At 57.0% G+C, this 22,926-nt stretch carries 22 protein-coding genes; 4 read left to right on the top strand and 18 right to left on the bottom strand.

Features of this window, described 5'->3' with window-relative positions:
• Positions 1–10 precede the first annotated feature (10 nt).
• Genes W822_RS32355 through W822_RS32335 form a run of 5 tightly spaced genes read right to left on the bottom strand, consistent with a single transcriptional unit; the run spans position 11 to position 4,172 of the window.
• Positions 11–1,747 (bottom strand): L-aspartate oxidase, encoded by a 1,737-nt coding sequence (locus tag W822_RS32355; RefSeq protein ID WP_024004755.1) that lies wholly within the window; start codon positions 1,745–1,747, stop codon positions 11–13.
• On the bottom strand, positions 1,744–2,100 hold the full coding sequence (locus W822_RS32350; protein ID WP_024004754.1) for a succinate dehydrogenase/fumarate reductase transmembrane subunit: 357 nt from the start codon (positions 2,098–2,100) through the stop codon (positions 1,744–1,746). Before W822_RS32350 ends, W822_RS32355 begins: the two co-directional genes overlap by 4 nt.
• Positions 2,100–2,429, bottom strand: coding sequence for a succinate dehydrogenase membrane anchor (locus W822_RS32345; RefSeq protein WP_024004753.1), 330 nt, complete (start codon positions 2,427–2,429; stop codon positions 2,100–2,102). Before W822_RS32345 ends, W822_RS32350 begins: the two co-directional genes overlap by 1 nt.
• A gap of 2 nt (positions 2,430–2,431) precedes the next feature.
• A complete protein-coding gene (locus W822_RS32340) occupies positions 2,432–3,145 on the bottom strand; it encodes a succinate dehydrogenase/fumarate reductase iron-sulfur subunit (RefSeq protein WP_024004752.1) in 714 nt (237 codons plus the stop codon).
• A 40-nt stretch (positions 3,146–3,185) separates the two neighbouring features.
• A complete protein-coding gene (locus tag W822_RS32335) occupies positions 3,186–4,172 on the bottom strand; it encodes a Bug family tripartite tricarboxylate transporter substrate binding protein (RefSeq protein WP_024004751.1) in 987 nt (328 codons plus the stop codon).
• Positions 4,173–4,348: 176 nt separating this feature from the next.
• On the opposite strand from W822_RS32335, the gene W822_RS32330 reads away from it, so the two are divergent.
• Positions 4,349–5,263 (top strand): LysR family transcriptional regulator, encoded by a 915-nt coding sequence (locus W822_RS32330; RefSeq protein ID WP_024004750.1) that lies wholly within the window; start codon positions 4,349–4,351, stop codon positions 5,261–5,263.
• A 23-nt stretch (positions 5,264–5,286) separates the two neighbouring features.
• On the opposite strand, the gene W822_RS32325 is transcribed toward W822_RS32330, so the two are convergent.
• Genes W822_RS32325 through W822_RS32310 form a run of 5 tightly spaced genes read right to left on the bottom strand, consistent with a single transcriptional unit; the run spans position 5,287 to position 12,258 of the window.
• Positions 5,287–6,840 (bottom strand): acetolactate synthase large subunit, encoded by a 1,554-nt coding sequence (locus tag W822_RS32325; protein WP_024004749.1) that lies wholly within the window; start codon positions 6,838–6,840, stop codon positions 5,287–5,289.
• On the bottom strand, positions 6,837–7,541 hold the full coding sequence (locus W822_RS0123440; RefSeq protein WP_024004748.1) for an FMN-binding negative transcriptional regulator: 705 nt from the start codon (positions 7,539–7,541) through the stop codon (positions 6,837–6,839). The genes W822_RS32325 and W822_RS0123440 overlap by 4 nt, the downstream gene beginning before the upstream one ends.
• Complete coding sequence (locus W822_RS32320) at positions 7,534–9,237, bottom strand: hydantoinase B/oxoprolinase family protein (RefSeq protein ID WP_024004747.1); 1,704 nt, start codon at positions 9,235–9,237, stop codon at positions 7,534–7,536. Before W822_RS32320 ends, W822_RS0123440 begins: the two co-directional genes overlap by 8 nt.
• Entirely contained in the window at positions 9,237–11,234 is a 1,998-nt protein-coding gene (locus W822_RS32315) for a hydantoinase/oxoprolinase family protein (protein WP_024004746.1), read from the bottom strand. The genes W822_RS32320 and W822_RS32315 overlap by 1 nt, the downstream gene beginning before the upstream one ends.
• Positions 11,235–11,262: 28 nt before the next feature.
• Complete coding sequence (locus W822_RS32310) at positions 11,263–12,258, bottom strand: Bug family tripartite tricarboxylate transporter substrate binding protein (protein WP_024004745.1); 996 nt, start codon at positions 12,256–12,258, stop codon at positions 11,263–11,265.
• Positions 12,259–12,380: 122 nt separating this feature from the next.
• Here W822_RS32310 and W822_RS32305 point away from each other — a divergent pair, with 122 nt between their 5' ends.
• Positions 12,381–13,283, top strand: coding sequence for a LysR family transcriptional regulator (locus tag W822_RS32305; protein WP_024004744.1), 903 nt, complete (start codon positions 12,381–12,383; stop codon positions 13,281–13,283).
• A gap of 31 nt (positions 13,284–13,314) precedes the next feature.
• On the opposite strand, the gene leuD is transcribed toward W822_RS32305, so the two are convergent.
• Genes leuD through W822_RS32270 form a run of 7 tightly spaced genes read right to left on the bottom strand, consistent with a single transcriptional unit; the run spans position 13,315 to position 19,679 of the window.
• The gene (gene leuD, locus W822_RS32300) at positions 13,315–13,953 is read right to left on the bottom strand and encodes a 3-isopropylmalate dehydratase small subunit (protein ID WP_024004743.1); all 639 of its coding nucleotides are present in this window, start codon (positions 13,951–13,953) and stop codon (positions 13,315–13,317) included.
• The gene (gene leuC / locus W822_RS32295) at positions 13,950–15,362 is read right to left on the bottom strand and encodes a 3-isopropylmalate dehydratase large subunit (RefSeq protein WP_024004742.1); all 1,413 of its coding nucleotides are present in this window, start codon (positions 15,360–15,362) and stop codon (positions 13,950–13,952) included. Before leuC ends, leuD begins: the two co-directional genes overlap by 4 nt.
• Before the next feature lies 1 nt (position 15,363).
• Complete coding sequence (locus W822_RS32290; protein ID WP_024004741.1) at positions 15,364–16,254, bottom strand: isocitrate lyase/PEP mutase family protein; 891 nt, start codon at positions 16,252–16,254, stop codon at positions 15,364–15,366.
• A gap of 10 nt (positions 16,255–16,264) precedes the next feature.
• A complete protein-coding gene (locus tag W822_RS32285; RefSeq protein ID WP_024004740.1) occupies positions 16,265–17,029 on the bottom strand; it encodes an ABC transporter permease in 765 nt (254 codons plus the stop codon).
• A complete protein-coding gene (locus W822_RS32280) occupies positions 17,026–17,853 on the bottom strand; it encodes an ABC transporter permease (protein ID WP_024004739.1) in 828 nt (275 codons plus the stop codon). The genes W822_RS32285 and W822_RS32280 overlap by 4 nt, the downstream gene beginning before the upstream one ends.
• Complete coding sequence (locus W822_RS32275; protein ID WP_024004738.1) at positions 17,850–18,692, bottom strand: ABC transporter ATP-binding protein; 843 nt, start codon at positions 18,690–18,692, stop codon at positions 17,850–17,852. Before W822_RS32275 ends, W822_RS32280 begins: the two co-directional genes overlap by 4 nt.
• Positions 18,693–18,701: 9 nt before the next feature.
• Positions 18,702–19,679 (bottom strand): ABC transporter substrate-binding protein, encoded by a 978-nt coding sequence (locus tag W822_RS32270; RefSeq protein ID WP_024004737.1) that lies wholly within the window; start codon positions 19,677–19,679, stop codon positions 18,702–18,704.
• A 101-nt stretch (positions 19,680–19,780) separates the two neighbouring features.
• Between W822_RS32270 and W822_RS32265 the strand changes: the two genes are divergently transcribed.
• Positions 19,781–20,500 carry a GntR family transcriptional regulator gene (locus W822_RS32265; RefSeq protein WP_024004736.1) on the top strand — a complete coding sequence of 240 codons (720 nt, stop codon included), beginning with the start codon at positions 19,781–19,783 and terminating at the stop codon, positions 20,498–20,500.
• Between the two features lie 66 nt (positions 20,501–20,566).
• Here W822_RS32265 and W822_RS32260 read toward each other — a convergent pair whose 3' ends face one another.
• Entirely contained in the window at positions 20,567–21,541 is a 975-nt protein-coding gene (locus tag W822_RS32260) for a LysR family transcriptional regulator (protein ID WP_024004735.1), read from the bottom strand.
• Between the two features lie 136 nt (positions 21,542–21,677).
• On the opposite strand from W822_RS32260, the gene W822_RS32255 reads away from it, so the two are divergent.
• A complete protein-coding gene (locus tag W822_RS32255) occupies positions 21,678–22,925 on the top strand; it encodes an NAD(P)/FAD-dependent oxidoreductase (protein ID WP_031242475.1) in 1,248 nt (415 codons plus the stop codon).
• Position 22,926 lies beyond the last annotated feature (1 nt).

The following is a 22,926-nucleotide window of genomic DNA, read 5'->3' as shown; positions in this document are numbered from 1 at the left end:
CTGTTTGCAATCACACGCATTGTTCTGCCTCTTCCTTGATCAGTGTCTGACCCGGAGAGACAATATCGAATTTGACCGGCACCATCTCAAGCGTGATATCACCGTCACGTGCACCGACTTGCGTATAGGCCGTCGTATTCAGATCTCCCGTTTCCGGATAATCTTCCCGGAAATGCGCACCACGGCTGTCACAGCGCGCCAGTGCCGAGGTCGCAATCACTTTTGAAATCGTTGTCAGACTGTCCAGATTGAGCCAGTCATGCCAGCTCAAATTGAACCGGCGCTGCCCGTCAGCCACACCAATCGTGCGTAGCGCCTCAAGATGACCATCGATACTCAGCAGCCCTTTTTCAATACCTGCTTTATTGCGCAAAATGCCAACGTCATTCCACATGGTTTCGGCAAGCGCTTCGCGCAGGGGCAATGTCGATTCCGCCTTTCTGGAAAAAGGCTGCTCTGCACGGGCAATACCCGCTTCAATGACCGATTGGTCTGCATCCTTCCAGGCCCCGTGCTTTCTGACATACTCAGCCATGGAGTCACCCGCAATGCCGCCAAAGACGGTCGAATTGGCCACGCCGTTGCCTCCCAGCCGGTTTGCGCCGTGCACGCCGCCGCAATCCTCTCCCGCCGCATACAGGCCCGCAGACGTGGTGGAGCAATCCACTTCAAACTCCACCCCTCCCATCAGGTAATGCGCGGTAGGCACCACCTCTACGCGCCCGCCCGCCAGATCAAAGCCGCAATCGGCACACCGCTGGACCATGCCTGGGAATGACCGGCGAACGTGTTCCACACCCAGATGCGACATTTGTATATAGACCCCACCCATGGGACTGGTGCGGCCGGCGCGCATTTCTGCATAGATGCCGCGACTGACTACGTCGCGGGTGGCCCGCTCGCCACGTTCGTGATAATTGCTCATGAAGCGTTCACCGGCGCCATTGATCAGGTGGCCGCCTGCTCCACGCAAACCTTCTTCAAGCACGGTTCCTGTCATACGGGTACCGGGGCCGCCCAGCAAGCCGGTCGGGTGAAACTGCACCATTTCCATATCACGCAGTTTGAGCCCGTAGCGCAATGCCATGGCCAGGCCGTCGCAGGTTTTTTCCCCGGAGGGCGTGTGATAGAGATACATGGTCGGACCCGCGCCGGTACTCAACAGGACGGCCTTGGCTTGCACGAAACGGTATTGGCCGGTGCGCATATCAATGAATAACACACCTGCAATACCTGAGCCATCGGCGGCGGGAATCAGTTCAATGGCGCGATGCTCTTCAAGGCGATTGACATCCAGTGCCCTGACTTTTTCCATAAGACGGTTGATAATTTCAATACCGGTCAGATCCGACTTGTGCACGGTACGATCGAACGACTGGCCCGCGAAGGCCTTCTGATGCAGCGTGCCGTCGGGATTGCGGTCAAAAAAACAGCCTATTTCGTTTTCCAGTTCCTGAACACGTTCCACTGCCCCAGTGACCAGTCGCCAGGCAAGGTCCTGCCGTGGCAGCCACTTGCCGCCCTCAATGGTGTCCATAAAGTGGCGCTCTATCGAGTCGCCTTCGGCCAGGGCCACGTTGTATCCGCCCTGCACCATCCGTGTACAGCCGCTTTTGCCGATCAAACCTTTGACGGCAATGGTCACATCCAGAGCCGGATTGGCCTGTTTGGCATGTAATGCGGCAAATAATCCTGCTCCACCGCTGCCAAGGATAAGAATATCCGTCCTTAAAGTTTCAATTGTCATGACCCGAATACTCCCGCAAGAAATACTGCGCCGATCACGACGCTAAATACCACACTCCAGCTGATCCAGTTCAGACGGATAGACGCTGGCGTTGGCCACTGTACAAATTCGATAACGAGGATGCGCAAGCCGAATCCCAGATGGATCGCCAGTAGCAGAACCAGGCCCCATTCGGCGATCTTGACACCGGGCAATTCCGAAAACTTGAGAAAACCGTCAAACTTATCGACCTGCCCCAATGCCAATCCAAGAACATAAAAGTGCACAGGAAGAAAGATGCCCAGCAGCAAACCCGATATCCGGTGTCCCAAAAAAGCGAAATAGGCTTTATGGCGATGAACGCTCTTGACCATTACAAACCTCCTACCGCAATCACGGCACGCAGGCCCAGAACAAGAAACAGGAGCCCCAGTACCAACGCCACCAGATTCAACGTCCGGCCACGCATGCCGGCCCATTCCTTGAGCACCTTGCGGATCCCGATGGGAGCGTGAATCGACGCACTGATGACAAACAGCGAATAAAAGGCGATCCACAGCCAGTTGCCTTGCGTGCGACCCAGAATTTCTTCGGCACTCAAGCCACCGCGCACTGCATAGACGATGACGCCGATATGAACAAAGATGAACGGCACCATGATCATGGCGGTGAGCCGTTGCAACAGAAATAATTTCATCTCCATGGCTACTTCCCGCTCAAAAGCTCAAACAGCGAGCGTTTTTTAAGTCCTGCGATGCTGCCGGTGGGACTTAACCCGACAGGGCAATGTTTCATGCAGCTGCCTTGCGTATGACAGGAGTTGCACCCGCCATCAGCCATGGCCTTTTTGAGTACGCCTTTGGGGTCGGCATGACGCTCGTCATTGACCAGGCTCCATGCACGGTTCAGTGCAGCGGGTCCCAGATAGTCCTTATCCCATTCAACAACATCACAGGCGGCATAGCATACGGCGCAATTGATGCATTCAATGGCGGCATCGGCCTGTTTCCTGGCTTTGCTCGCGGGATCTACCAGCGCCGGCCTGTCCTGGCGGGTCCGGGTTCCGATGAACTCCCCTCCTGCATTTTTCCATTTGTCAAAAAACTCGGTCATGTCCACCACCAAGTCTTTGATGCGCGGCATATTTCTTAACGGCTCCAGCTGGATGACGCCGTTTTCAACTACATTTTTTACATGACTGCGACAGGTCCATCTCGGCTTGCCGTTAACAGTCATGGCGCAACTGCCACAGACGCCGACACGACAGGAGAAACGGTAGGCCAGCGTCGGATCAACCTGTCGCTGGATTTCTGTCACCACGTCCAATACCGTCTGGTTTTCTCTGGACGGAATATGATAAGTGACATATTCTCCATCCTCTTCACCACGCCAGATCTTTACCGCTAGCATCTTTTCCATATCCCACCCGTTCAAACACTGATATCCATTTTCCAAACAATCACATCGAATCGATTTTTTGCTCGGCGATTACCTTCTTCCAGAAAACCGACTCTGTTTCCACTCGTTCATTCATATAATCCGGACCGGTGGTTGCCGGCTCCAATCCAAGCTCTTCAAATTTTTTCTTCATGCGATCTGAGGCAATAGCAGTGGCAATGCCTTTCTCAATCCGCTGGACAATATCGTCGGGCGTACCTTTGGGCACGGCGATGCCAAACCAGCCGATCACGTCAAAATCCTTGCCTGTCTGCTCCTTGACGGTGCCAACGTTCGGCAGGCTTTTGGAGCGTTCACTGCCCGTAACGGCAATACCCTTGATATCCCCCGAGCGCACAAACGGCAGTGCTGCGGACAGGTTGGCTGTAATGGCCTGGATTTGACCCGCCACAAGATCCGTCAGTGCAGCCGATTCACCGCCGTATGGAATGTGCGTCATGTTGGCCCCCGTGGCATTCATAATGGCTTCAGATGCCATATGTCCCTGACTGCCGACGCCTGCAGAACCGAAATTGGTTGCCGGTTCGTTCTTTTTTGCGTAAGCAAGAAATGTCTTCAGATTGTCGGCGGGCACTTTTTTATTGACACCCAGCAGCAATGGCCCGGTGGTGACCACGCTTACCGACCGAAAATCCTTGACTGCATATGGAAGTTTTTTGTACAGATACGGGTTAACCGTAAACATACTGCCGGAAATCATCAACAGGGTGTAACCGTCAGCCTTGCTGCGTGCCACCTGCGAAGCACCTACCGCCCCCCCGGCGCCGACTTTGTTTTCGACCACCACGCTTTGCTTCCATTGTTCTCCGAGCTCTTGCCCCAGGACACGGGAAATGATGTCGGTGGCGCCACCGGCAGCGAATGGCACAACCAGTCGCACGGGTTGTTGTGGCCACTGCGCGGCGTGTACCGATGTGGCCAGGGTACAGGCAAGTATCAGCCCTGCACATCTGATTAAAAAACAACCTCCATTCAATAGGGTTTTCATTTGTCTCTTCCTTGTTGTCTGACGCAGTGAGGGCGCCAGGGTTGGCAGAAAAATCGGCATCGTGATATTTCACTTTCATGCCCTGGTGTGTCGTTTTTTTGTTTGATTATTCTTTAAATTTAATTTAAAGTAAAAGCAATAATTTTTTAATAATTTAAAATTAAATTTTAAATATCATGATTACGTTGCGTACTTTCAGGGTGTTTGTCGCGGTCGCTGAATGCGGCTCGTATACGAGTGCCGGCAAGAAAATCGGCCTTACCTCTGCCGCAGTCGGACAGCAGATCAAGACCATGGAAGAATCGCTGGAAACGCCCTTATTTCACAAGAATGGGCATCAGCTTGTACTGAACCATTACGGCGAGAGCATGTTGAAAGATGTACAGGAACTGCTGGTCAAATATGAAGAGATCATCCGTAGCGGTGACAGCAGGCAGGGACAGTTGACCGGCACCGTGCATATCGGCGCCCTTATTTCAAGTCTGATGGGATCCTTTTCCGATGCGCTCTGGGCCATCCGCAAAAACAACCCGGATCTGGACGTCAAGGTGTTTGCAGGCCAGTCCGGCGACTTCGCGCACAAGATCACCAGCGGCCAGCTGGATGCGGCCATTGCGACCGAACCACCGGAGTACGCATATAAACAATTAATCTGGACGCCACTGTACTCCGAGCCCATGATCCTGATTATTCCCCGCAAGCCGTTTTTCACTCTCGTCGACCAGACCGACGAACCCTCTATCGATATCCTGAATCATGCCCCGTTCATTCATTTCGATCAAATGACCTGGACCGGCATCCTGATTCGCCAGACGCTGAAGAAGCTGGCCGTGAGCGTGGATATTCAAATGGAAATGAACTCAATCGAAGCCATTATCGAGCTGGTGCGCCAGGGCTATGGCGTTTCCATTGTGCCCAAACTGGCCAATCTGAATTGGGAACAGGACGAAAAACTGAAGTTCGTGGATCTTTCGCACACCAAAATCAGCCGCAGAATCGGCATTCTGGAAAGAAAATTTCATCACAGAAGTCATTTCACCGAAGCGATCAGGAATCATTTCGGCCAGGTGAAGACTGACTCGACAATGTAAAACAGGCTCGCACACGTCAGGCTTTATATCCGCGCTTCTATCAGAAAAGGAGTGCTGCGCGACAGCGCGACCTGTATGCAATCGGCCAGCGCGCGCACCGTATCGACCGCCACGGCTTCTACCCCCATGCCTTGTGCGAGTTTGCACCAGTCCAGCGATGGCTCCACGATATCCAGCAGGCGCGAAGCATTTTGGCCTGCGCGGCCGGCACCCACTTTGGCCAGTTCCTGGTGCAGCAAAGCATACGAGCGGTTTGAAAAAATAATGGTGATCACGTGCAGGTTCTCGCGTGCCTGCGTCCACAATGCCTGCAGCGTATACATGGCGCTTCCATCCGCCTGCAAACAAATGACCGCGCGATCGGGACAGGCGATCGCGGCCCCTGTGGCCAGCGGCAGTCCGATACCGATCGCTCCGCCATTCAAAAAAAGCATATCATGCGGCGGCGCGCCGGCCGTCATCTCCAGCAAACGGCGCCCGGAGCTGATTGCTTCATCACATATAATGGCCTGTTCGGGCATCAGCGTGGCGACCGTCTGCACAATGGCATCTGCGCTCAATGCGCCCGTCGGCAAACCGGGCCGCGCCAGCGCCTGATAAATTACCGGCCGGTTTGGATCAATCCCGAGATCGTCCGCCATTGCCTGCAACGCCTGGTAAGCATCTTCACCAGACGAGCTGATCGCATGCACTGCACAATGCTCGGGCACGCCACTGCCGGGTTTGCCCGGGTAAGAAAAAAAGCCCACCGGTGCAGTCGCGTCCAACAGCAAAATATGGCTTGCACGATCCAGCATCGCCCGGGCCTGCTCTACGGGATATGGTATGCGCAAAACAGGCACCCTGCCCGCGCCTCGTTCCAGTCGTGCATTCGATTGCTGCGCCAGCATGCGGGCGCCGGTGGCATCGCAAATGCGCGCGGCCAGCACACGCGCCTCGGGCTTGAGCGCCTGTGCGCCGAGAAGCAATACCACCCGATCGCCATGGGTCCGCAATGCGTTCGTTGCCAGCGCGATCCGGCGCTGCGATACCTGCGGCAACGCCGGAGGCGCGTTGGGGATAACGGGTGGGGCGCTGCAGGCATTCCAGGCCGCATCAGCGGGAAAAATCAATGTTGCGACCGCCCCGCCATCGGCAAGGGACCTTTCAACGGACTCTGCTGCCGCGACCGGCACATCGTCGGCATCGTTGATCCTCCTGACCCAATGGGACATAGGCGCTGCCAGCGATGCCACATCGCAGGTCAGGGGCGCGTCGTACTGGAGATGTTGCGAACTGTGATCTCCCACGATATTGACCAGCGGCGTGCGCGCCCGCCTGGCATTGTGCAGATTCGCCAGGCCGTTAGCCAGGCCCGGTCCCAAATGTAGCAACGTCGCGGCCGGCCGCTCGAGCATGCGCGCATAACCATCCGCCGCGCCCGTGGCGACGCCTTCGAACAGTGCCAGCACACACCTCATTTGCGGTTTGCGATCCAGCGCGGCTACAAAATGCATTTCAGACGTGCCCGGGTTCGCAAAGCACGTATCAATGCCGCCCTCAAGCAGGGTATCGCACAGCGCATCCGCTCCGTTCATTTTGCTGTTTTCCGCTTGTCGAGATAGGTCGTGACGTCAACACCGCCGTCATCTTCGCCCTGCCGCGCAGCACGTTCCACCCCCTGCCGCATCAGTCCGGCAATCGCGCGGGCATTGTCCGTGCCGACGTCTTTCTCCAGTCCGCGCGCGGCGCCCAGTTGATCATCAGCGGCATAATGCTGGTTGAGTTTGAACTTGGATTCCATTCTCTCCACTTCGAGCGAAAAGCCGAGAATATGCGGCAGCAAACGTTCCCGCCGCGCCGGATCGTAGCCTTCCACGTTCCATTGCTGTGGTAGCGATGCTTCATTGACGTCGATCAGATCCAGCAGAATATCCCAGGTTTCTTCCGGCGTGTCGTGCAGCACGACCTTGCCGGCGACATGCACAACGACGAAATTCCAGCTTGGAGCAGCCGGGCAGCCGGCGGTATACCATTGCGCCGACACATAAGCGTTGGGTCCGTTGAAAACAACCGTCGCCCGGGACTGGGTCTGCAGTGCTTTCCAATGCGGATTGCTCCGGGCGAAATGACCACGGAGGCGGATAATGCGCCCCTCTTGCACATCGACCAGAAATGGCAGATATGAAAAACAGAGTTCGCCTTCATACTCGGATACGAGCAAACCGAAGCGCAAATCCTGGACCAGGCGCACGGCATCGCTTTGCGGCCAGGCAAACCGCTCGGGTCGGTTAAACATGCATCTGCTCCTGTATTTCAGGTGTCAATTCGCGTTGGCTTGCGTAATGCCTGTTGGCGAAGGCTTCCGTGATCAGTCCATCCCGAAGATTTTCCTCGATGCTTTTCGGCAAGCGCGCAGCAGGATCGCCCCACCCAGCGCCACCGCCGACCTGGAGAATCACGATATCGCCGCGCTCCAGCGTCATCATCGACGGGTTTTCAAGTGAAATAGATGTATCTCCGCGCCTGACGATCAGGCTCGCCAGCGCGGCGTCGCCTCCGCCATTGCGGCCCCGCGGCGGCGAACGGAAATGTTCGGAGTAAAAACTCAGCACAACGTTGTCTTCGAGAATTTCAATCGCTCTGGAAAAACCCAGTCCGCCCTGCCATGTGCCGGCGCCGCAGGAATCGGGCACCAGCGCATAATGCCGCATACGCAGTTGCGGATGGATTTGCTCGATCGCCTCGATGGGGGTGTTTCTGCTTGAACTGAGCAGGCCTGCCAGCGCGTGTGCGCCATCGTAATTGCGGGCCGCGCCGTAGCCGCCACCCAACACATCGGCGTAGATTCGCATGGCGCCGTTTTCACGTTTCTGGGTCAGGTACAGGCCCGTTGTGGAGTTGAAGCCGCTGGCAGGCACCTGTTCGGGCATCGCTTTGGACAGCGCGTCATGTACCGCATCCAGCAGCCGGTACGAACCCAGGATCCGGGCACGCACCGGCAGGCCAGGCTCCGGATGCAGAATGGAGCCCTCCGGGAAAAGAATATGCAATGGCCTATTGCAACCGTCATTGACGGGAATATCCTTGTCGCCCAGAATGCAGCGGACCGCCGTCACCGCCGACGCAAACGACGATGAAAACGAGGAATTGAACATGCTGTGGACCTGGGGTGCCGTACCGGCAAAATCCAGCGTGATGTCGCTTTTCTCGATGGTCACGCGCACCTTGATCGGCAAGCGTTCCGTGCCCCCGACATCGTTATCGATCCATGCGTCGCCATCCCACGCGCCATCAGGCAGGTCTGTAATGGCAGCACGCATGCGGCGTTCGGCGTACTCAAGGGTTTCCGCCATTGCCTGGCGCAGCGTCTCTTTGCCTACCCTCTCCCCCAGCTCGCGCATGCGCTGCACACCGGTACGATTGGCGGCAACCTGGGCGTAGAAGTCGCCACGCCCGAGTTCCGCTGTCCGTACGTTCGCAAAAATGAGCCGCTCAACCGCCCCGCCATGCAGATCGCGCTGCATGTTGATCCGCAGAGGTGGAATCACCAGACCTTCCTGGATCAGTTCGCTGGCGGCCGTATTGATACCGGCGCCCCCGCCGCCGACATCCAGGTGATGCGCGGTATTGCCTGCCCATCCGATCAATTCGTCATCAATAAAGATCGGCTGGAAGAGGATGAAATCGTTCAGATGCTGACCACCCGCATACGGATCGTTCAACAGAATCGCATCGTCGGGACCGATATCGGACAGGTCCAGCTGGGCTGCGCTCGCACGGAAAGCGGCGCTCAGGCCTCCGTTATGAATGGGGATCATCTCTGCCTGCGCCACGACATGGCCGTCGGCATCAAGCAGTGCGGTCGCACAGTCCCGCGCCTCGCGCACGATGGTTGAAAATGCCGAACGCACCAGTGTCGTTCCCATTTCCTGGGCAATGGCATGCATGGCGTTGGCCAGGATAGCCAGCCGAACAGGATCAACAGTGGTCATTAATATTTCTCCAAAATCAGGTCACCGGTGGACAGACATTTGCATGTCCACCCTTCGGGTATAAACACCGTAGAGGTCGGCTCTTCCAGCACGGCCGGACCTTTCATTGTCTGGCCTTCGGCCAGGCTCGCCCTGGGCATGAATATTGCCGGGACGGCGCGCCCCTCGTGCATCATCGTCTCGCTCACCGCCTGCTCGTCGGTTATGGGCCCGGATCCGCTCGTAATCAGCGACGCTGCATTTTTGCGGACAATGCGCGCGCGCAGATTGACAAGCTGCACCGGCAGGTTCGGCCTGGCATATCCATACAATGTGCGATGTTCCTCTTCGAACGCCTGGCGCAAGCTGGCTGCGTCGTGTGCGACCCCTGCCATCCAGACGGGCAGCTCGTATCCCTGCCCCGCGTAGCGCATGTCCGCCCCATATTGCACTTGATAGCTGCCCTTCTCCAGACCCACACTCGCAGCCTGTTCGTCGCACTGTGTTTGCAGCGTCCGGATCGCGTGGCTATTGAATGACTCGTCTGTGAGCGGCTCCACCCGGGCGTGCACAACATCCAGGATCAGATCGGCGACAAGCAGCCCGAACGCGCTTGCGATGCCGGGCGACCACGGGATCAGCACACGGGTCATGCCCAGCTCTTCGGCTACTTTTGCGCCATGCAGGGGGCCTCCACCACCGAATGCCACGAGCGTGAAATCGCGCGGGTCGATGCCCCGGGCCGTGGATACCAGCCGCACAGCAGCCGCCATGTTGCTGTTGACCATGCGCAGGATGGCGTCGGCGGCCGCACCGGTGCCATCCGGCAGTTTCAAGGATTCCAGCGCCTTGACGGCTAGATCCTTGCGCAGCGGCAGATTTCCGCCGAAGAACCTGGCAGGCCGCAGGAGCCCCGCAACCACCTGGGCATCTGTCACTGTCGGCAATTCGCCGCCTCTACCGTAACTGGCCGGTCCCGGATAGGCGCCCGCGCTGGCGGGACCCACGTTCAAAAAACCGCCCGGGTCGATCGCCGCGATGCTACCGCCCCCTGCGCCCACGGTCGCCATATCGATGGCGGTACTGCGGATGGGAAGATGATCGACTGTCAGCTCCGGCACCACTCTGGGCGTCAGATTTGGTGCGATGGCTACATCAGTGCTGGTGCCGCCCATGTCAAGTGTAATGATGTCGCTGATCTGGTTGCGCGCCGCAAACCATTGCGCGGCACGTACACCCGCAGAAGGACCCGAAAGCAGCATTCGGACCGCGTTGCTGCCTGCTGCGGACGAAGGCATGACGCCGCCACTGGACTGCATAAGCCGCATGGCGCCGGGGTAGCCATGCTTGGCCAGGCCCTGTTCCAGGTTCTGCACATACTTTCTGACCACCGGCCCGACAAAAGCATTTACCGTCGTCGTGACGGAGCGCTCATATTCGCGGAACTCCGGCGAAACAATATGACTGGCGAAGACGTCGACATCCGGCGCCCGTTCGTTCATCAGGTCCAGAAGCGCCTTCTCGTGGACAGGATTGCGATAGGCGTGCAAAAGACAGATCGCGATCGACGTTACGCCATCGTCGATCAATTCACTGATCTGCCGCCACGCCGCTTCCAGATCAATTTCTTTGACCACGGCCCCATCCGCGCTCAGGCGTTCGGCAACTTCCCGGACATGACGACGGGCGACCGGCACCCGGGGTTTCGCGTAAAAAGCGGTATAGATATTTCCCACCCGATCATGCGTGCCAATCTCAACCACATCCCGGAAGCCTTCGGTCACCAGCAATCCCGTGGTTGCGCCACGACGGGTGAGCAATGTGTTCGTCGCCACAGTAGATCCATGGGCAAACTCTCGGATATCTTTCAAATCGATTCCCGTGGTGGAAATTGCATCCATCACCGCCTCGTGGATCGCATCGGGCCGTGAGGCCACCTTGCCCGTCGTCACGGTTCCATCGGCCTTGCGCCAGACCAAATCGGTAAACGTACCGCCTATTTCGACACCAACTTGCATGTACTCATTCCTTTTAAATCAAAAATATTTATTTTCCGGCTGCCAGCAGACCAGCCCGACGAACGCGTTCACGCTCCAGTGCATATTGTTCTTTAATGAGCTTTCCAAAAGCCGCGCCATCGCGGTATTGCACCGCCTGCCCCGATTCCTCCAGAATCTTCACATGTGCCGGATCGTATAGCGCTTTTTTGAACGCGTCATGGAGACGGCTGATCACGTTTTTCGGCATACCTGCCGGACCGATGATACCGGTCGGGCTGCTTGCCGGTACGTTGTAACCCAGGTCATACAGCGTGGGCACGTCCGGCCACCGGGCCAACCTGACATCAGAGAACAGCGCCAGCCAGCGCGCCTTGTTTCCATCGACCAGGGAGCCCAGCCCCGTGCCGCCGGCGTGTGCATCAATGAAACCGCCCAGCAAACCCGTGATCGCTTCGGCATCGCCCTTGTAGGGGATATGATTGAGCGTTATTTTTTCCTGCTCCGCGATTTGGGTGAGCGCGAGATTCTGCGACGTGGCGACACCGTTGGAACCATAGCTGACTTCTCCAGGCGCGCGGCGCGCCGCCTCGATGAAATCCTTCCATGCCTGAAAGGGCGACTCCTTACGCACCAGCAGGCCGACGTTCAATGCGCTGATCTGTATGATGGGATCGAAATCGCGAAGCGCATCATAGGATGTGCGCTGCATCAATTGCATCCGCAATACGGCGGAATGCGTCACGGTCAAATGATAACCATCGGGCGGCGCATTCGCGATGGCAACCGCCCCCATGGTCGCGCTCGCGCCGGCCCGATTCTCCACCACAATCGACTGCCCGAGATGCGGCTCCGCCGCCCTGGCCAATACCCGATAAGTATTGTCGGCAGTACCGCCTGGTGGAAACGGCACGATAAGCGAGACTGGCCGCGACGGGAATGAATCGTCCTGTTTTTTCTGGGCCAGCGCCGGGATGCCTGCAAGCGCGCCGCCGGCATACAGGCCCATCTTCAGTAATGAACGTCTATTTTTTGAATACAGCATACATGTCTCCTCCAGGCGGGAAATCGCTGAATGAAATGCCTTCCCCCAAGGTGATTTCAAGTGTAATATCACTAGATCAATCTGTGAAATAGTAAAATTGGATATATTGATCGGGTTTTCAGATGAATATAAGCAGTCGCGATCTGCAGCTTTTCCTGGCCCTGGTGGACGAAAAAAATTTCACTCGGGCTGCCGAACGCTGCAATCTGTCTCAATCGGCATTCAGCACACGAATCGGGGCTTTGGAAACGGCCCTGGGCGAGCGGCTTTTCGACCGCACGACGCGGACGGTGGAATTGACTCCCGAAGGGCACCTGTTCAGTTCGTCGGTACGCAACCTTTATGACGAATTTTCGGCAGTGATCAACAATTTCCGGGAGCATGCCGCCCGGCGCAAGGGCCGCATCGCGGTCGCCGCCCTGCCCTCGCTTTGCGCCGCCTGGCTCCCGCGCATCTATGCGTCGTTCCGTCAGCAATATCCAGGCATCGAGCTCACGCTCACCGATACGCTCTCAATGCAATGCCTTGGCCTGCTGCGCGCGGGCGAAGTAGATTTCGCGCTTGCTGCGACCGCAGATCCTGGCGAGGACCTGGATGCACAATTGTTATATGTGGATTCGTTTTATCTGGTCTGCCGGCACGATCATCCGCTGGCGCAACACCAATTCCTGCAGATGGAGGACATCGGAAATCATCCGTTTATTCATATGAACCGCCTGAGCAGCGTGAGACATTCTCTCGATGCGGCCCTGCATCCGCTGACACTGCGCACCTGTATGGAAGTAGAGCACCTGGCCACGCTGGCCGGGCTGGTCGCCTCGGGCGCGGGGGTGACCGTCGTGCCATCGTTAACGCTTTTCCAATTTCAGCGCCAGGAACTGGTTGTCCGTCCCATTGGCGATGCACGGCTTGCCCGCTCGATCTATCTGGTGCGGCGACGCGGGCGCAGCCTGTCGGTCGCTGCGCGAGCACTTTGGGAAGACATCATGGCTCGCCGCGACGAGCTGTCTCCCGATCTGACATGAGGCGAGCCGCTCTCATGCAAAAGGGGTCCGATCAGGCAGCGGTGTCCGGCGCAGCAGGCCGCGCAACGCCATACACCCAGGGACGCACCAGCCGATCCCTGGCCTGAAACGCATTGATTTGCGCGTCGTACTTCAAGGTCTGTCCGATTTCATCCAGGCCCTCCAGCAATGCCTGGCGTGTGCCTTCTGCAAGACTGAAAGAAACATCCGGCAGACCATCACAGGACACTCGCATCGCCTCCAGATCAACCCGCAAGTGCCGGCCCCCTTCAGCCTGGGCCGCCAGCCGCTGCACCTGGGCCTCTTCCAAAATGACCGGCAACAACCCATTCTGCAGACAATTGCTGAAAAATATGTCGCCAAACCCGGGGGCAATAATACAGCGCACGCCAATCTCCTCCAGCGCCCAGACCGCCATTTCACGGGAGCTGCCGCAACCGAAATTGGCGCCCGCAATCAGAATCGGCGCTTGCTTGAAAGGCTCGCGGTTCAGCACGAAATCCGGGTTCGGCTCGCCGGCTCCGGTGTAGCGCCACATTTCGAATGCCCATGGCCCGAGCTCGCCCCTGCTTAATTTTGATATCCGCTCGATGCGAATAATCATATCGGTATCAATATTGGCCTGCAGCAGCGGTGCCGCGGGGCCTTCACAGACAGTGAACGGAATCATGGGCGACGCTCCGGCAACATATTGGGAGCGGCCAGGTGACCGGCGACGGCGCTGGCTGCCGCAATGGCCGGACTGGCCAAATGCGTGAGCGCACCCGGCCCCTGGCGTCCAACAAAATTGCGATTGGAGGTCGACACGCAACGCTGGCCCGGCGCAACCATATCGCCATTGGCGCCCACGCACATGGAACAGCCTGGCTCACGCCATTCAAAACCGGCCCGGGTAAAGACCTTGTCCAGTCCTTCGCGCTCCGCGTCACGCTTGACCTGCAGCGACCCGGGCACCACCCATCCCACCCGGCCGGCAGCGATATGGCGTCCCTGCAGAACGCTGGCTGCCTCGCGCAAATCGGATAAACGGCTGTTGGTGCATGAACCGATGAATACGCGGTCAATCGGGATGGTGTTGATCGGCTGGCCCGGCTCAAGACGCATATACGCCAGAGCACGATGCCATGCGGCGCGCGCGCCGGGATCACAGTCATGATCCGGATCGGGAACAATCGCATCGATCGCCGCTACATGTTCCGGACTGGTGCCCCAGGTTACGGTCGGCCTGATCGCAGCGCTGTCGATATCCACCTCATGGTCAAAACTCGCAGTGTCGTCCGAGGCCACCGATCGCCAGGCCTCGATCGCCCGATCAAACATCGTGCCTTGCGGCGCAAACTCCCGCCCCTCGATGTAGCGGAACGTCACCTCGTCAGGCGCAATCATGCCCTGGCGCGCACCCAGTTCGATGGATAAATTGCACAGTGTCATCCTGGCCTCCATATCCAGTGCACGAATCGCCGGGCCTGCATATTCAATGGCAAAGCCGGTGCCTGCTGCCGTGCCCAGTTTGCCGATCAGATGCAGGATCATATCTTTGGCCGTGACACCTTCCGTCACGGCACCGTGAAAATTGACACGCATGCTTTTCGGTTTGCGCTGTCGTATCGTTTGCGTGGCCAGAACATGCGCAACCTCCGAAGACCCGATTCCCCAGGCCAGCGCACCGAATGCTCCATGCGTACAGGTATGGCTATCGCCGCACACGACCGTGAGGCCGGGAAGCGTCAAGCCCAGCTCGGGACCGATCACATGCACGATTCCCTTGCGACCATCATCCACATCAAACAAGGGAATGCGATGCGCCCTGGACTCGGCTCTCATCGCCTGAATCATGCGGGTGCTCCACGGCTCATCACCATCGCGCGCCAGGGGCAGCGTGGAGGTGACATGATCGAGCGTGGCAAAGGTCAGGGCCGGATCCCGCACAGGTAACTGTCGGCCCGCCACCTTGCGCAATGCCTCGACGCCGGTCAGCTCATGCATCAAATGACGATCGACATGCAGCAGACTCACCTCACCCGGCAACGAGGCAATGACATGCGCATCCCATATTTTGTCCAGCATGGTCGCAGGCATCTTATTCTCCAGGCGCGCCCACAGCATGTCGTTGTTCGAACGCCCAGACATCGGGAAAGCCGACAAGATCATGCAACTGATCCATGGTATATCTGGGGACTGTAATATTACAGGTACTCCCCTTCTCCTGCAGATGCTGATACCCCTGCGCCAATGCCGCCGTGGCCACAGACATACCCAACGCTGGATAAATCGCGATATTGAAGCCCCATTCCTGCAAGGTCCCGGAGGGAACTTCAGGCGAGCGCCCGGTCGGCACGATATTGGCCAGCAACCAGTGTGGAATCTCCTGGCCGATACGCTGAAATTCCGCTTCGCTTTCCGGCGACTCTACGAAAATAATATCGGCGCCCGCCTTTCCGAAGGCGATACCGCGCGCAATCGCTTCTTCCAACCCAAGGCTGGTCCGCGCATCGGTCCTTGCAATGATCAAAGTACTGTCATGGCGCCGTGCTTCAACGGCCACTTCGATTTTGCGCAGCATGTCCGGCAAGGGAATCACGCGCCGGCCGGGCGTGTGGCCGCATTTTTTGGGCATTTCCTGGTCTTCGAGCTGTATGGCCTGAACACCGGCCGCCTCATAACCCCGTACCGTATGACGTACATTGATCAGCCCCCCGAAGCCGGTATCGGCATCGGCAATCAGCGGTTTTTGAACACCGCCTGCAATCGTGGCAGCGCGGGCGGCCATGTCCGAATAGGTGACCAGACCGGCATCTGGCAGGCCCAGATAAGAAGCCGATACGCCGTATCCGGTCATATACAGTGCCTTGAAGTCGAGCCGGTCCGCGATGAGCGCGGAAAACATGTCGAAAACGCCCGGGGCCGCAATGAATTGACCGGCCTCCAGCATGTGCCGCAGGGATTGACGATGGGTTGTAGGGTTGTTCATTTGTGTCTCGCTAAGATACAGTTCCGTGCCGCAGGCGGCGATCCCACTGCAGCAGCGCGATGCTGACTACCGTGGCAAAAACAAAAAGCAAAAGCGACAGCGCCATGATGGTCGGCGGATTGTGCCGATCAATCGCCAGCATCAGCAAATGCCCGATGCCACGCTGCGAGGCAAACATTTCACCGATAAGTGTTCCGAGCAGGGTCAATGAGAAGCCGATACGCAATCCTGCGACAATTTCCGGCACCGTAGCCGGAATCAGAATATGGACTGCCGTTTGCCATGGTGTCAGCCGGTGAGCGCGACCCGACCGCAGCAGCACCGGCTTGATGTTGCGCACCGCAGTCATGGTGAAAATGATGATGGGAATAATGCCGTGTATCACCCCGAAGGCAATCTTGGCGGAGATGCCCAGGCCGAATATAAGCAGGATGATTGGATACAGTGATATTTTGGGAATGGAATATAGCGCTATCAAAAGCGGTTCGACGACATCGCCCGCCAGCCGCCGCGCTCCCAGGACGAGCCCGATGCAGACTCCACCCAGCACCGCCAGGACCAGTGCGATCGAAAATGCCTTCGCGGTTTCCGCCAGATGCGCGCCAAAATCCGGCGCCATGAGTTCCCGCTTGAGTTGCAGAAGCGTCAACCAGGGGCCCGGCAAGGCATCGGCCCCCAACAGCAGAGAAGCCAGTTTCCATGTGACGAGCAGACCGACAACCAATAGGAGCGCATCGGTCCGTTTGCTGCGATCGCTGAGTATCGGCCTGTTCATGCATTCTCCTTCAATACCCGGCGCTGGTACAAACGCTGTTCTGCCGAATGAAGCAACAAATTAATGACCCCCACGAACAGCAACAGCAAAAACATCAGGCCGTACATGGTCTGGTTATCGAAGTTGTTGTAGGCAAAGGCAATCTGGTAACCCAGGCCCGCTCCCGACAACAGGAATTCCCCACCGATGACTGCAATAAATGAGTACACGATAGTCAGTTTGATGCCGGTGAAAATGAAAGGCAGACTCGCCGGCAGCTTGATCAGCCATACCTCCTCAAGGGGCCCCAGATGCAGAACCTTTGATGTACGCAGCAAAACGGCTGGAACACGCTCCAGCCCATTCAGCGTATTGACTGCCATGGCAACGATCGCGAACAGAAAGCCCAGGACAATCAGCGGCCAGCGGTTCAGGCCGAAAATCACAATTAGCATCGGATAGAGGACGAAGATAGGCACTGCATAATAGGACAGTAGCAATGGATCCAGCACGCGGCGCAACCTGCCGAACCGGAACAGCAGCAGGCCTAGCAGAAAACCGCCGGCCACCGCCATGACGACAGCAGTGCCTGCCGACGACAGAGTCAGCAGCATATCCTCGCGGTACATTCCGTCAACCAGTATGTGCCACGCGCTCGCCGCCATGGCAGACGGGGGAAGGAATGAGACCGGATCGATCCAGGATAATCTGCTGGCCAGCTCCAGCAAAGCAATGACACTCACCACCAATAACAGTCGCCATAGCACAACCCGGTGGCGACGATATGCCATCGAAACAGCAATGGACGATGATTGCCTGTTGTCGCCATCCATCACGTTTGTCATGACCGCTCTCCCAGGGTTTTGAGCGACTCGCCGCGCAATTTCCCCCAGATCTGAGACTGTAAGGCACCGAACCTGGGGTCCAGCGCCGTTTCGCTACCACGCTCCCGACTCCACCCCGTTTCGACAATATCAATGAACGTGCCCGGACGAGCCGACATCGTACCGACACGATCAGATAGCATGACCGCTTCATCAATGGAATGCGTGATCAACATGATGGTTGATTCTGTTTCACGCCACAGCTTGAGCGTTTCTTCACCCATCAACAGCCGCGTTTGCTGGTCCAGCGCACCGAACGGCTCATCCAGCAGCATCAGGCGCGGACGCATGACCATGGCGCGCGCAATACATACGCGCTGGCGCATGCCCCCGGACAACTGTGCAGGATAAGCGTCGGCAAAGCGCGCTAGGCCCATAAACGCCAAAGCATGATCCACGCGTTCGCGTACTTCGGTCTCAGCCAGACCGGCGCGACGGGCGCCGAAAGCGGCATTGTCGAACACAGATAGCCATGGGAAGCTGGCATCTTCCTGGAACACGACCGCAACGCCATCCGGCACCTGGCCGTTTACCCTCTTGCCTTCAAACTCAATGACGCCGTCTGACGGGGCACTGAGACCGGCAATGACATCCAGTAGCGTTGATTTGCCGCAACCGGACGGCCCCACGACAGAAAAGAACTCTTTTCTGCGAAGTGAAAAACTGACTGGACCCAAAGCATGTACAGGCTCCGCATGCTCCCGCGAAAAGACCTTGGTGACCGCCTCCACATTGATATGGACAGGTGCCGGCGCGACGTCATCTTGAGCAAGGGGAACGGAGTGAAGGTGAGTGGCCATTATGTATGCTCACTGGCTTCGCTGGTCGGCCGGCAATTGCGACTCATCGACAACATCCTTCCAGTTGAATGCCCCCGGTTCAATGGCCTTGACCAGTTCCAGGCCCTTGAGCATGGTGTCCATGCCTTCATAGTCGAATTTGCCTGGACTCCAATACGTTCCCTTGACCGAGATAATATTCTGAATCGCAGCCTTGGTAATGGCAGGATCCATTTTGTAATGACGGGCCAGAATATCTCCACCCTCATCGGGATGGGCCATCAAATAGTCTACCCCCTTGCGGCGGCCCTCAATAATCGCTTTGATGGTTTCGGGATGCGCCTTCAGATAATCACGGCGCACCACACCGACAGTCTGCGTCATATGCGGAATTTCGTCGGCAGAACGAAAGACAATTTTCAGATTTTCTTTTTCTCTGCTATAGATAGGCTCGGTCATATAGATGGCATCAACGCCCCCTTCGCGCAATGCCGTAAACGCCGAGCTGAGACTGCCGACAGTCTTGCGTTCGACTTTGTCCAGCAACTTGCGGTTGGTCAGCGCAATCGTCGACACCATGTCAGTCACCGATTTGGGACTGCTGTATCCTACCCGCTTGCCGGCCAGGTCTTCAATGGACTTTAGCGGTGAGTCCTTCATGGCGACCCAGAAGTTATCAGCCAGACTGATGACGCCGCCATGCACGATTGTCAGCTTGACACCCTGTTTGACAGCCGCAATCGCAGCAGACAAGGCTACTTCACCATAGGGAATTTCAGATGCCATGGCGTTGCGCACCGTCGTGCCGCCGCCCTGTGAAGTAATAAAGCCGGTGACATCGACCCCGGCCTCTTTGAAGTATCCCTTTTCCACCGCAACCGCAAATGGTGCGCCGTACATGCCATCGGCCCAATGGGTCACAGTGAGGTTGACGGCTGCCGCCGTCCCACAGGTAAAGGCGGCCGCAACCAGTAGCCCGCCTGCCGCGCTTTTGAGCAGTTGCTTCATGTTGTCTCCTTATTTATGTCGTATAGTTTTGTCCGACACTTTTGTAGTTGACTCCACTATAATAGAATTTTTTCCATCCGTCCAGCAGGTAAATATCACAAATGCATTCGACTCATTCAGACTCACCCGCCATTGAACCGGACGTGGCGGTCCGCAGTGGAGACACCGTCGAACGCGTGGTAGCCATGCTCAAGGAACTCATTCTCGAAGGCACGCTCGTGCCCGGGCAGCGGCTTATTTCCCGCGATCTGGTCGAACAGCTGGGTATCAGCCGCGGGTCCTTGCGCGAGGCTTTTCACCGCCTGGCGGGCGACAGACTGATCGAACTGGTGCCCAATCGCGGGGCGATTGTGCGTCGTCTCAGTCGCGCCGAAATCATGCATTTATTCCAGATACGCGAAGCACTCGAAGGCCAGGCGGCCAGGCTGGCGGCGAACCATATCGGCGAAGGCGATCACCGGTCCGTCTTGGAGAGGCTGCTGGATGAAGGTCGTACGCTCGAACAGCAATTGGACATGCGACGCTTTACCGCATACAACCGCAGATTCCACCAGGCCATCGTCATGATCAGCGGCAATCAGGAACTGGCCGAACTCATTGACCGGTATCAGCTGGCGGTGTTCATGACCCATCTGAAACGCGTGATGGGGACCGACTCGATTATCAAGACTTCAATCGCACAGCACGAAGCCGTAGCACGCGCTATCCTGGCCGGTAACCCGGATGAAGCCTACGCAGCCATGAGCCGCCATTTGTGGCATTCGGCCACGGCGATGCTGGAACAGGAAAATCCGCCCGCGGCGCGCCTGCGTGCGATCTGAATCAGGGTTGCGATGTTTTTCATTTTTTCCCGTATTAATGCGACCCCGAAGCGCTGACAACGCTGACTATTTTCGCTGAAAATTCAACGGTTCGTTTCGCTTGATACCGTACTTTTCGTGGTCGACAAGGCTGCCGGCGCGCACAATGTCCGCCATCATGTGTGCAAAACTTTCTGCCGCAGGCACTAGTTTCTGGCCTTTGATCTGCACCAGCGCCCATTCGCCGAAACGATTGCGGGTCATGGGAATATTGAGCCGGACTACCGTGCCGTCGCGCAATGCATCTTCCATCATCAAATGACTGCTTAAAAAAATAATGTCCGATTGCGGAACCAGGCGCGTGATCAATCCCATGTCATCACATTTGAGATCAACCGAAAAGGTATCGTTGTGATTCAGGCTCAGGCTGTGCTTGAGCTCCGAGAAAACCAGCGATGGCAGACTGACCGACGCAAAGGTATAGTCCAGAATTTCCCGCGGCCGGATTGAGCGCGCAGGATCGTCGCGAACCAGCGGATGGGATGGATCGCAAAACAGGGCGAGCGTCAGACCGCCTATGGGGTGGATGTCCAGTTCCGGGTCGTCATCGAGACTGCGGATATCGGCAATGAAATAATCAATCTCCCTTTCCTTGAGCAGCCCGAGCAGGCTTCTCCAGTTGTCTATTCTGATATCAATGGAGATTTTTGGATAATGCTCACGGAACTGCCTGATGGCGTGATGCAAAAAGCATTTTGCAGGAAACGGGCCGGCACCGACTTTGATCGTGCCCTGGTTACCGGTTTTCAGATATTCAATATTTTTATTGAAACTGGTGAGCGAACCAATGAGATGGCGGGCGTGTTCAATGACAAACGCGCCGGTTGGCGTAATCGCAACTGTGTTCTTGCTGCGGTCGAATATCAGGATCCCGATTTCCTCTTCGAAGGAGGAAACGCTCTTACTGAGCGCTGACTGGCTCAGATGTACCCGTTCAGCCGCCTTGCTGAAGTTGAGCATTTCCGACAGGGTCACAATGTGGTTTAGTTGCTTGATGTTCATTATGAATTTATTTCACCGGCACCGCCCGAATTATTCATTATATAGAAAGACGGGTAACTGGTATATTGCTTTCAAACCAGACAAAGCTGGTAAAAAAACAACCCAGAGACAATCTACAGAGCAAGGAGTACCCGTCGTGAACGGCATAGGCGAAGTGACCATTATCGGAGCCGGAATTGTTGGCATGTGCACCGCGGTCACCCTGCAGCAGCGTGGCTGGAAAGTCACCGTAATTGATGAGCGGGCGCCGGGAACCGGTGCATCCTTTGGCAACGCCGGTCTGATCAGCATCGACAGCTGCATTCCCATTTCCATGCCCGGCATGGTCAAAAAAATACCCGGCTGGCTGACGGATCGCGAGGGACCGCTCAGTCTTCGCAAACGCTATTTACCCACGGCACTGCCATGGCTGTTGCAATGGCTGCGTTCGGGCAGCCGCAAACAATCAGTCCTGCAGCAGGCACGTGCCCTGCGCGCCTTGCATGGAAACGCTGACGCCATTTATCGCTCGCTATTGGGTACAGATGCCGCATCCAGGCTCATCGTGACGACCGGACAACTGCATGTTTGGGAGCGCAACCAGCAGGCCGACCCCATTAGCGGACAGATACAGACAGACAACGGTGTAGCGCCGCGCCTGCTTCGCGCGCACGAAGTACGTGACCTTGTACCAGGTATTTCAGATCGCATCAGCCACGGCCAGCTCTATGAAAAAAACGGGTTCGCTTCGACTCCGCTCCGACTGGTGCAGGCACTCTTGCAGCAGTTTCTGGATAACGGTGGTCAACTGGTCCGCCAAAGAGTGAACGGGATCAGCCGTGACGACGCATCGGGTGATTACCGCATTATCCTTGCCACGCGAAACGCCCGCGCAAGCCGCCTTGTGATTTGCGCGGGCGCCTGGGCCAATCGCTTGCTTGACGGGCTGAACATTCATGTGCCGCTGGAAACGGAAAGGGGCTATCACGTTTCTTTCGATCCGGCAGCGCTGGCACTGCCCCTGCCCATCATGGACAAAACACGCGCCGTGGCGATGACCCCCATGGCCGACCACATCCGGGTTGCCGGGTTTGTCGAAATCGCAGGACTGGATGTGGCACCCAATATGACTCGTGAGCAACTGCTGGTTCGTCACGCAAAAACACTTTTTCCGGGCCTGGATATCAACCTGAAAAAGGAATTCTGGCTCGGATTTCGCCCGTCCACCCCGGACAGCCTGCCTATACTTGATCGCGTACCGCATCTGCCAGGACTTTTCCTGGGTTTCGGACATGGTCACACGGGCATGACCGGCGCACCCAAATCCGCAGAGATACTGGCAGACCTCATCTCAGGGACGGCCAGCAACATTGATATTACCCCCTATCGACTTAACCGCTTTTAGG

This window comes from Advenella kashmirensis W13003, assembly GCF_000506985.1.
Taxonomy (GTDB): Bacteria; Pseudomonadota; Gammaproteobacteria; order Burkholderiales; family Burkholderiaceae_B; genus Advenella; species Advenella kashmirensis_A.
The sequence above is the reverse complement of the archived record's forward strand: the minus strand, read 5'-3'. Positions and strand labels throughout refer to the sequence as shown.

Coding starts and splice junctions, on each gene's coding strand:
- W822_RS32355 (WP_024004755.1), bottom strand. CDS start 1,747: ATGACAATTGAAACTTTAAGGACGGATATTCTTATCCTTGGCAGCGGT.
- W822_RS32350 (WP_024004754.1), bottom strand. CDS start 2,100: ATGGTCAAGAGCGTTCATCGCCATAAAGCCTATTTCGCTTTTTTGGGA.
- W822_RS32345 (WP_024004753.1), bottom strand. CDS start 2,429: ATGGAGATGAAATTATTTCTGTTGCAACGGCTCACCGCCATGATCATG.
- W822_RS32340 (WP_024004752.1), bottom strand. CDS start 3,145: ATGGAAAAGATGCTAGCGGTAAAGATCTGGCGTGGTGAAGAGGATGGA.
- W822_RS32335 (WP_024004751.1), bottom strand. CDS start 4,172: ATGAAAACCCTATTGAATGGAGGTTGTTTTTTAATCAGATGTGCAGGG.
- W822_RS32330 (WP_024004750.1), top strand. CDS start 4,349: ATGATTACGTTGCGTACTTTCAGGGTGTTTGTCGCGGTCGCTGAATGC.
- W822_RS32325 (WP_024004749.1), bottom strand. CDS start 6,840: ATGAACGGAGCGGATGCGCTGTGCGATACCCTGCTTGAGGGCGGCATT.
- W822_RS0123440 (WP_024004748.1), bottom strand. CDS start 7,541: ATGTTTAACCGACCCGAGCGGTTTGCCTGGCCGCAAAGCGATGCCGTG.
- W822_RS32320 (WP_024004747.1), bottom strand. CDS start 9,237: ATGACCACTGTTGATCCTGTTCGGCTGGCTATCCTGGCCAACGCCATG.
- W822_RS32315 (WP_024004746.1), bottom strand. CDS start 11,234: ATGCAAGTTGGTGTCGAAATAGGCGGTACGTTTACCGATTTGGTCTGG.
- W822_RS32310 (WP_024004745.1), bottom strand. CDS start 12,258: ATGCTGTATTCAAAAAATAGACGTTCATTACTGAAGATGGGCCTGTAT.
- W822_RS32305 (WP_024004744.1), top strand. CDS start 12,381: ATGAATATAAGCAGTCGCGATCTGCAGCTTTTCCTGGCCCTGGTGGAC.
- leuD (WP_024004743.1), bottom strand. CDS start 13,953: ATGATTCCGTTCACTGTCTGTGAAGGCCCCGCGGCACCGCTGCTGCAG.
- leuC (WP_024004742.1), bottom strand. CDS start 15,362: ATGCCTGCGACCATGCTGGACAAAATATGGGATGCGCATGTCATTGCC.
- W822_RS32290 (WP_024004741.1), bottom strand. CDS start 16,254: ATGAACAACCCTACAACCCATCGTCAATCCCTGCGGCACATGCTGGAG.
- W822_RS32285 (WP_024004740.1), bottom strand. CDS start 17,029: ATGAACAGGCCGATACTCAGCGATCGCAGCAAACGGACCGATGCGCTC.
- W822_RS32280 (WP_024004739.1), bottom strand. CDS start 17,853: ATGACAAACGTGATGGATGGCGACAACAGGCAATCATCGTCCATTGCT.
- W822_RS32275 (WP_024004738.1), bottom strand. CDS start 18,692: ATGGCCACTCACCTTCACTCCGTTCCCCTTGCTCAAGATGACGTCGCG.
- W822_RS32270 (WP_024004737.1), bottom strand. CDS start 19,679: ATGAAGCAACTGCTCAAAAGCGCGGCAGGCGGGCTACTGGTTGCGGCC.
- W822_RS32265 (WP_024004736.1), top strand. CDS start 19,781: ATGCATTCGACTCATTCAGACTCACCCGCCATTGAACCGGACGTGGCG.
- W822_RS32260 (WP_024004735.1), bottom strand. CDS start 21,541: ATGAACATCAAGCAACTAAACCACATTGTGACCCTGTCGGAAATGCTC.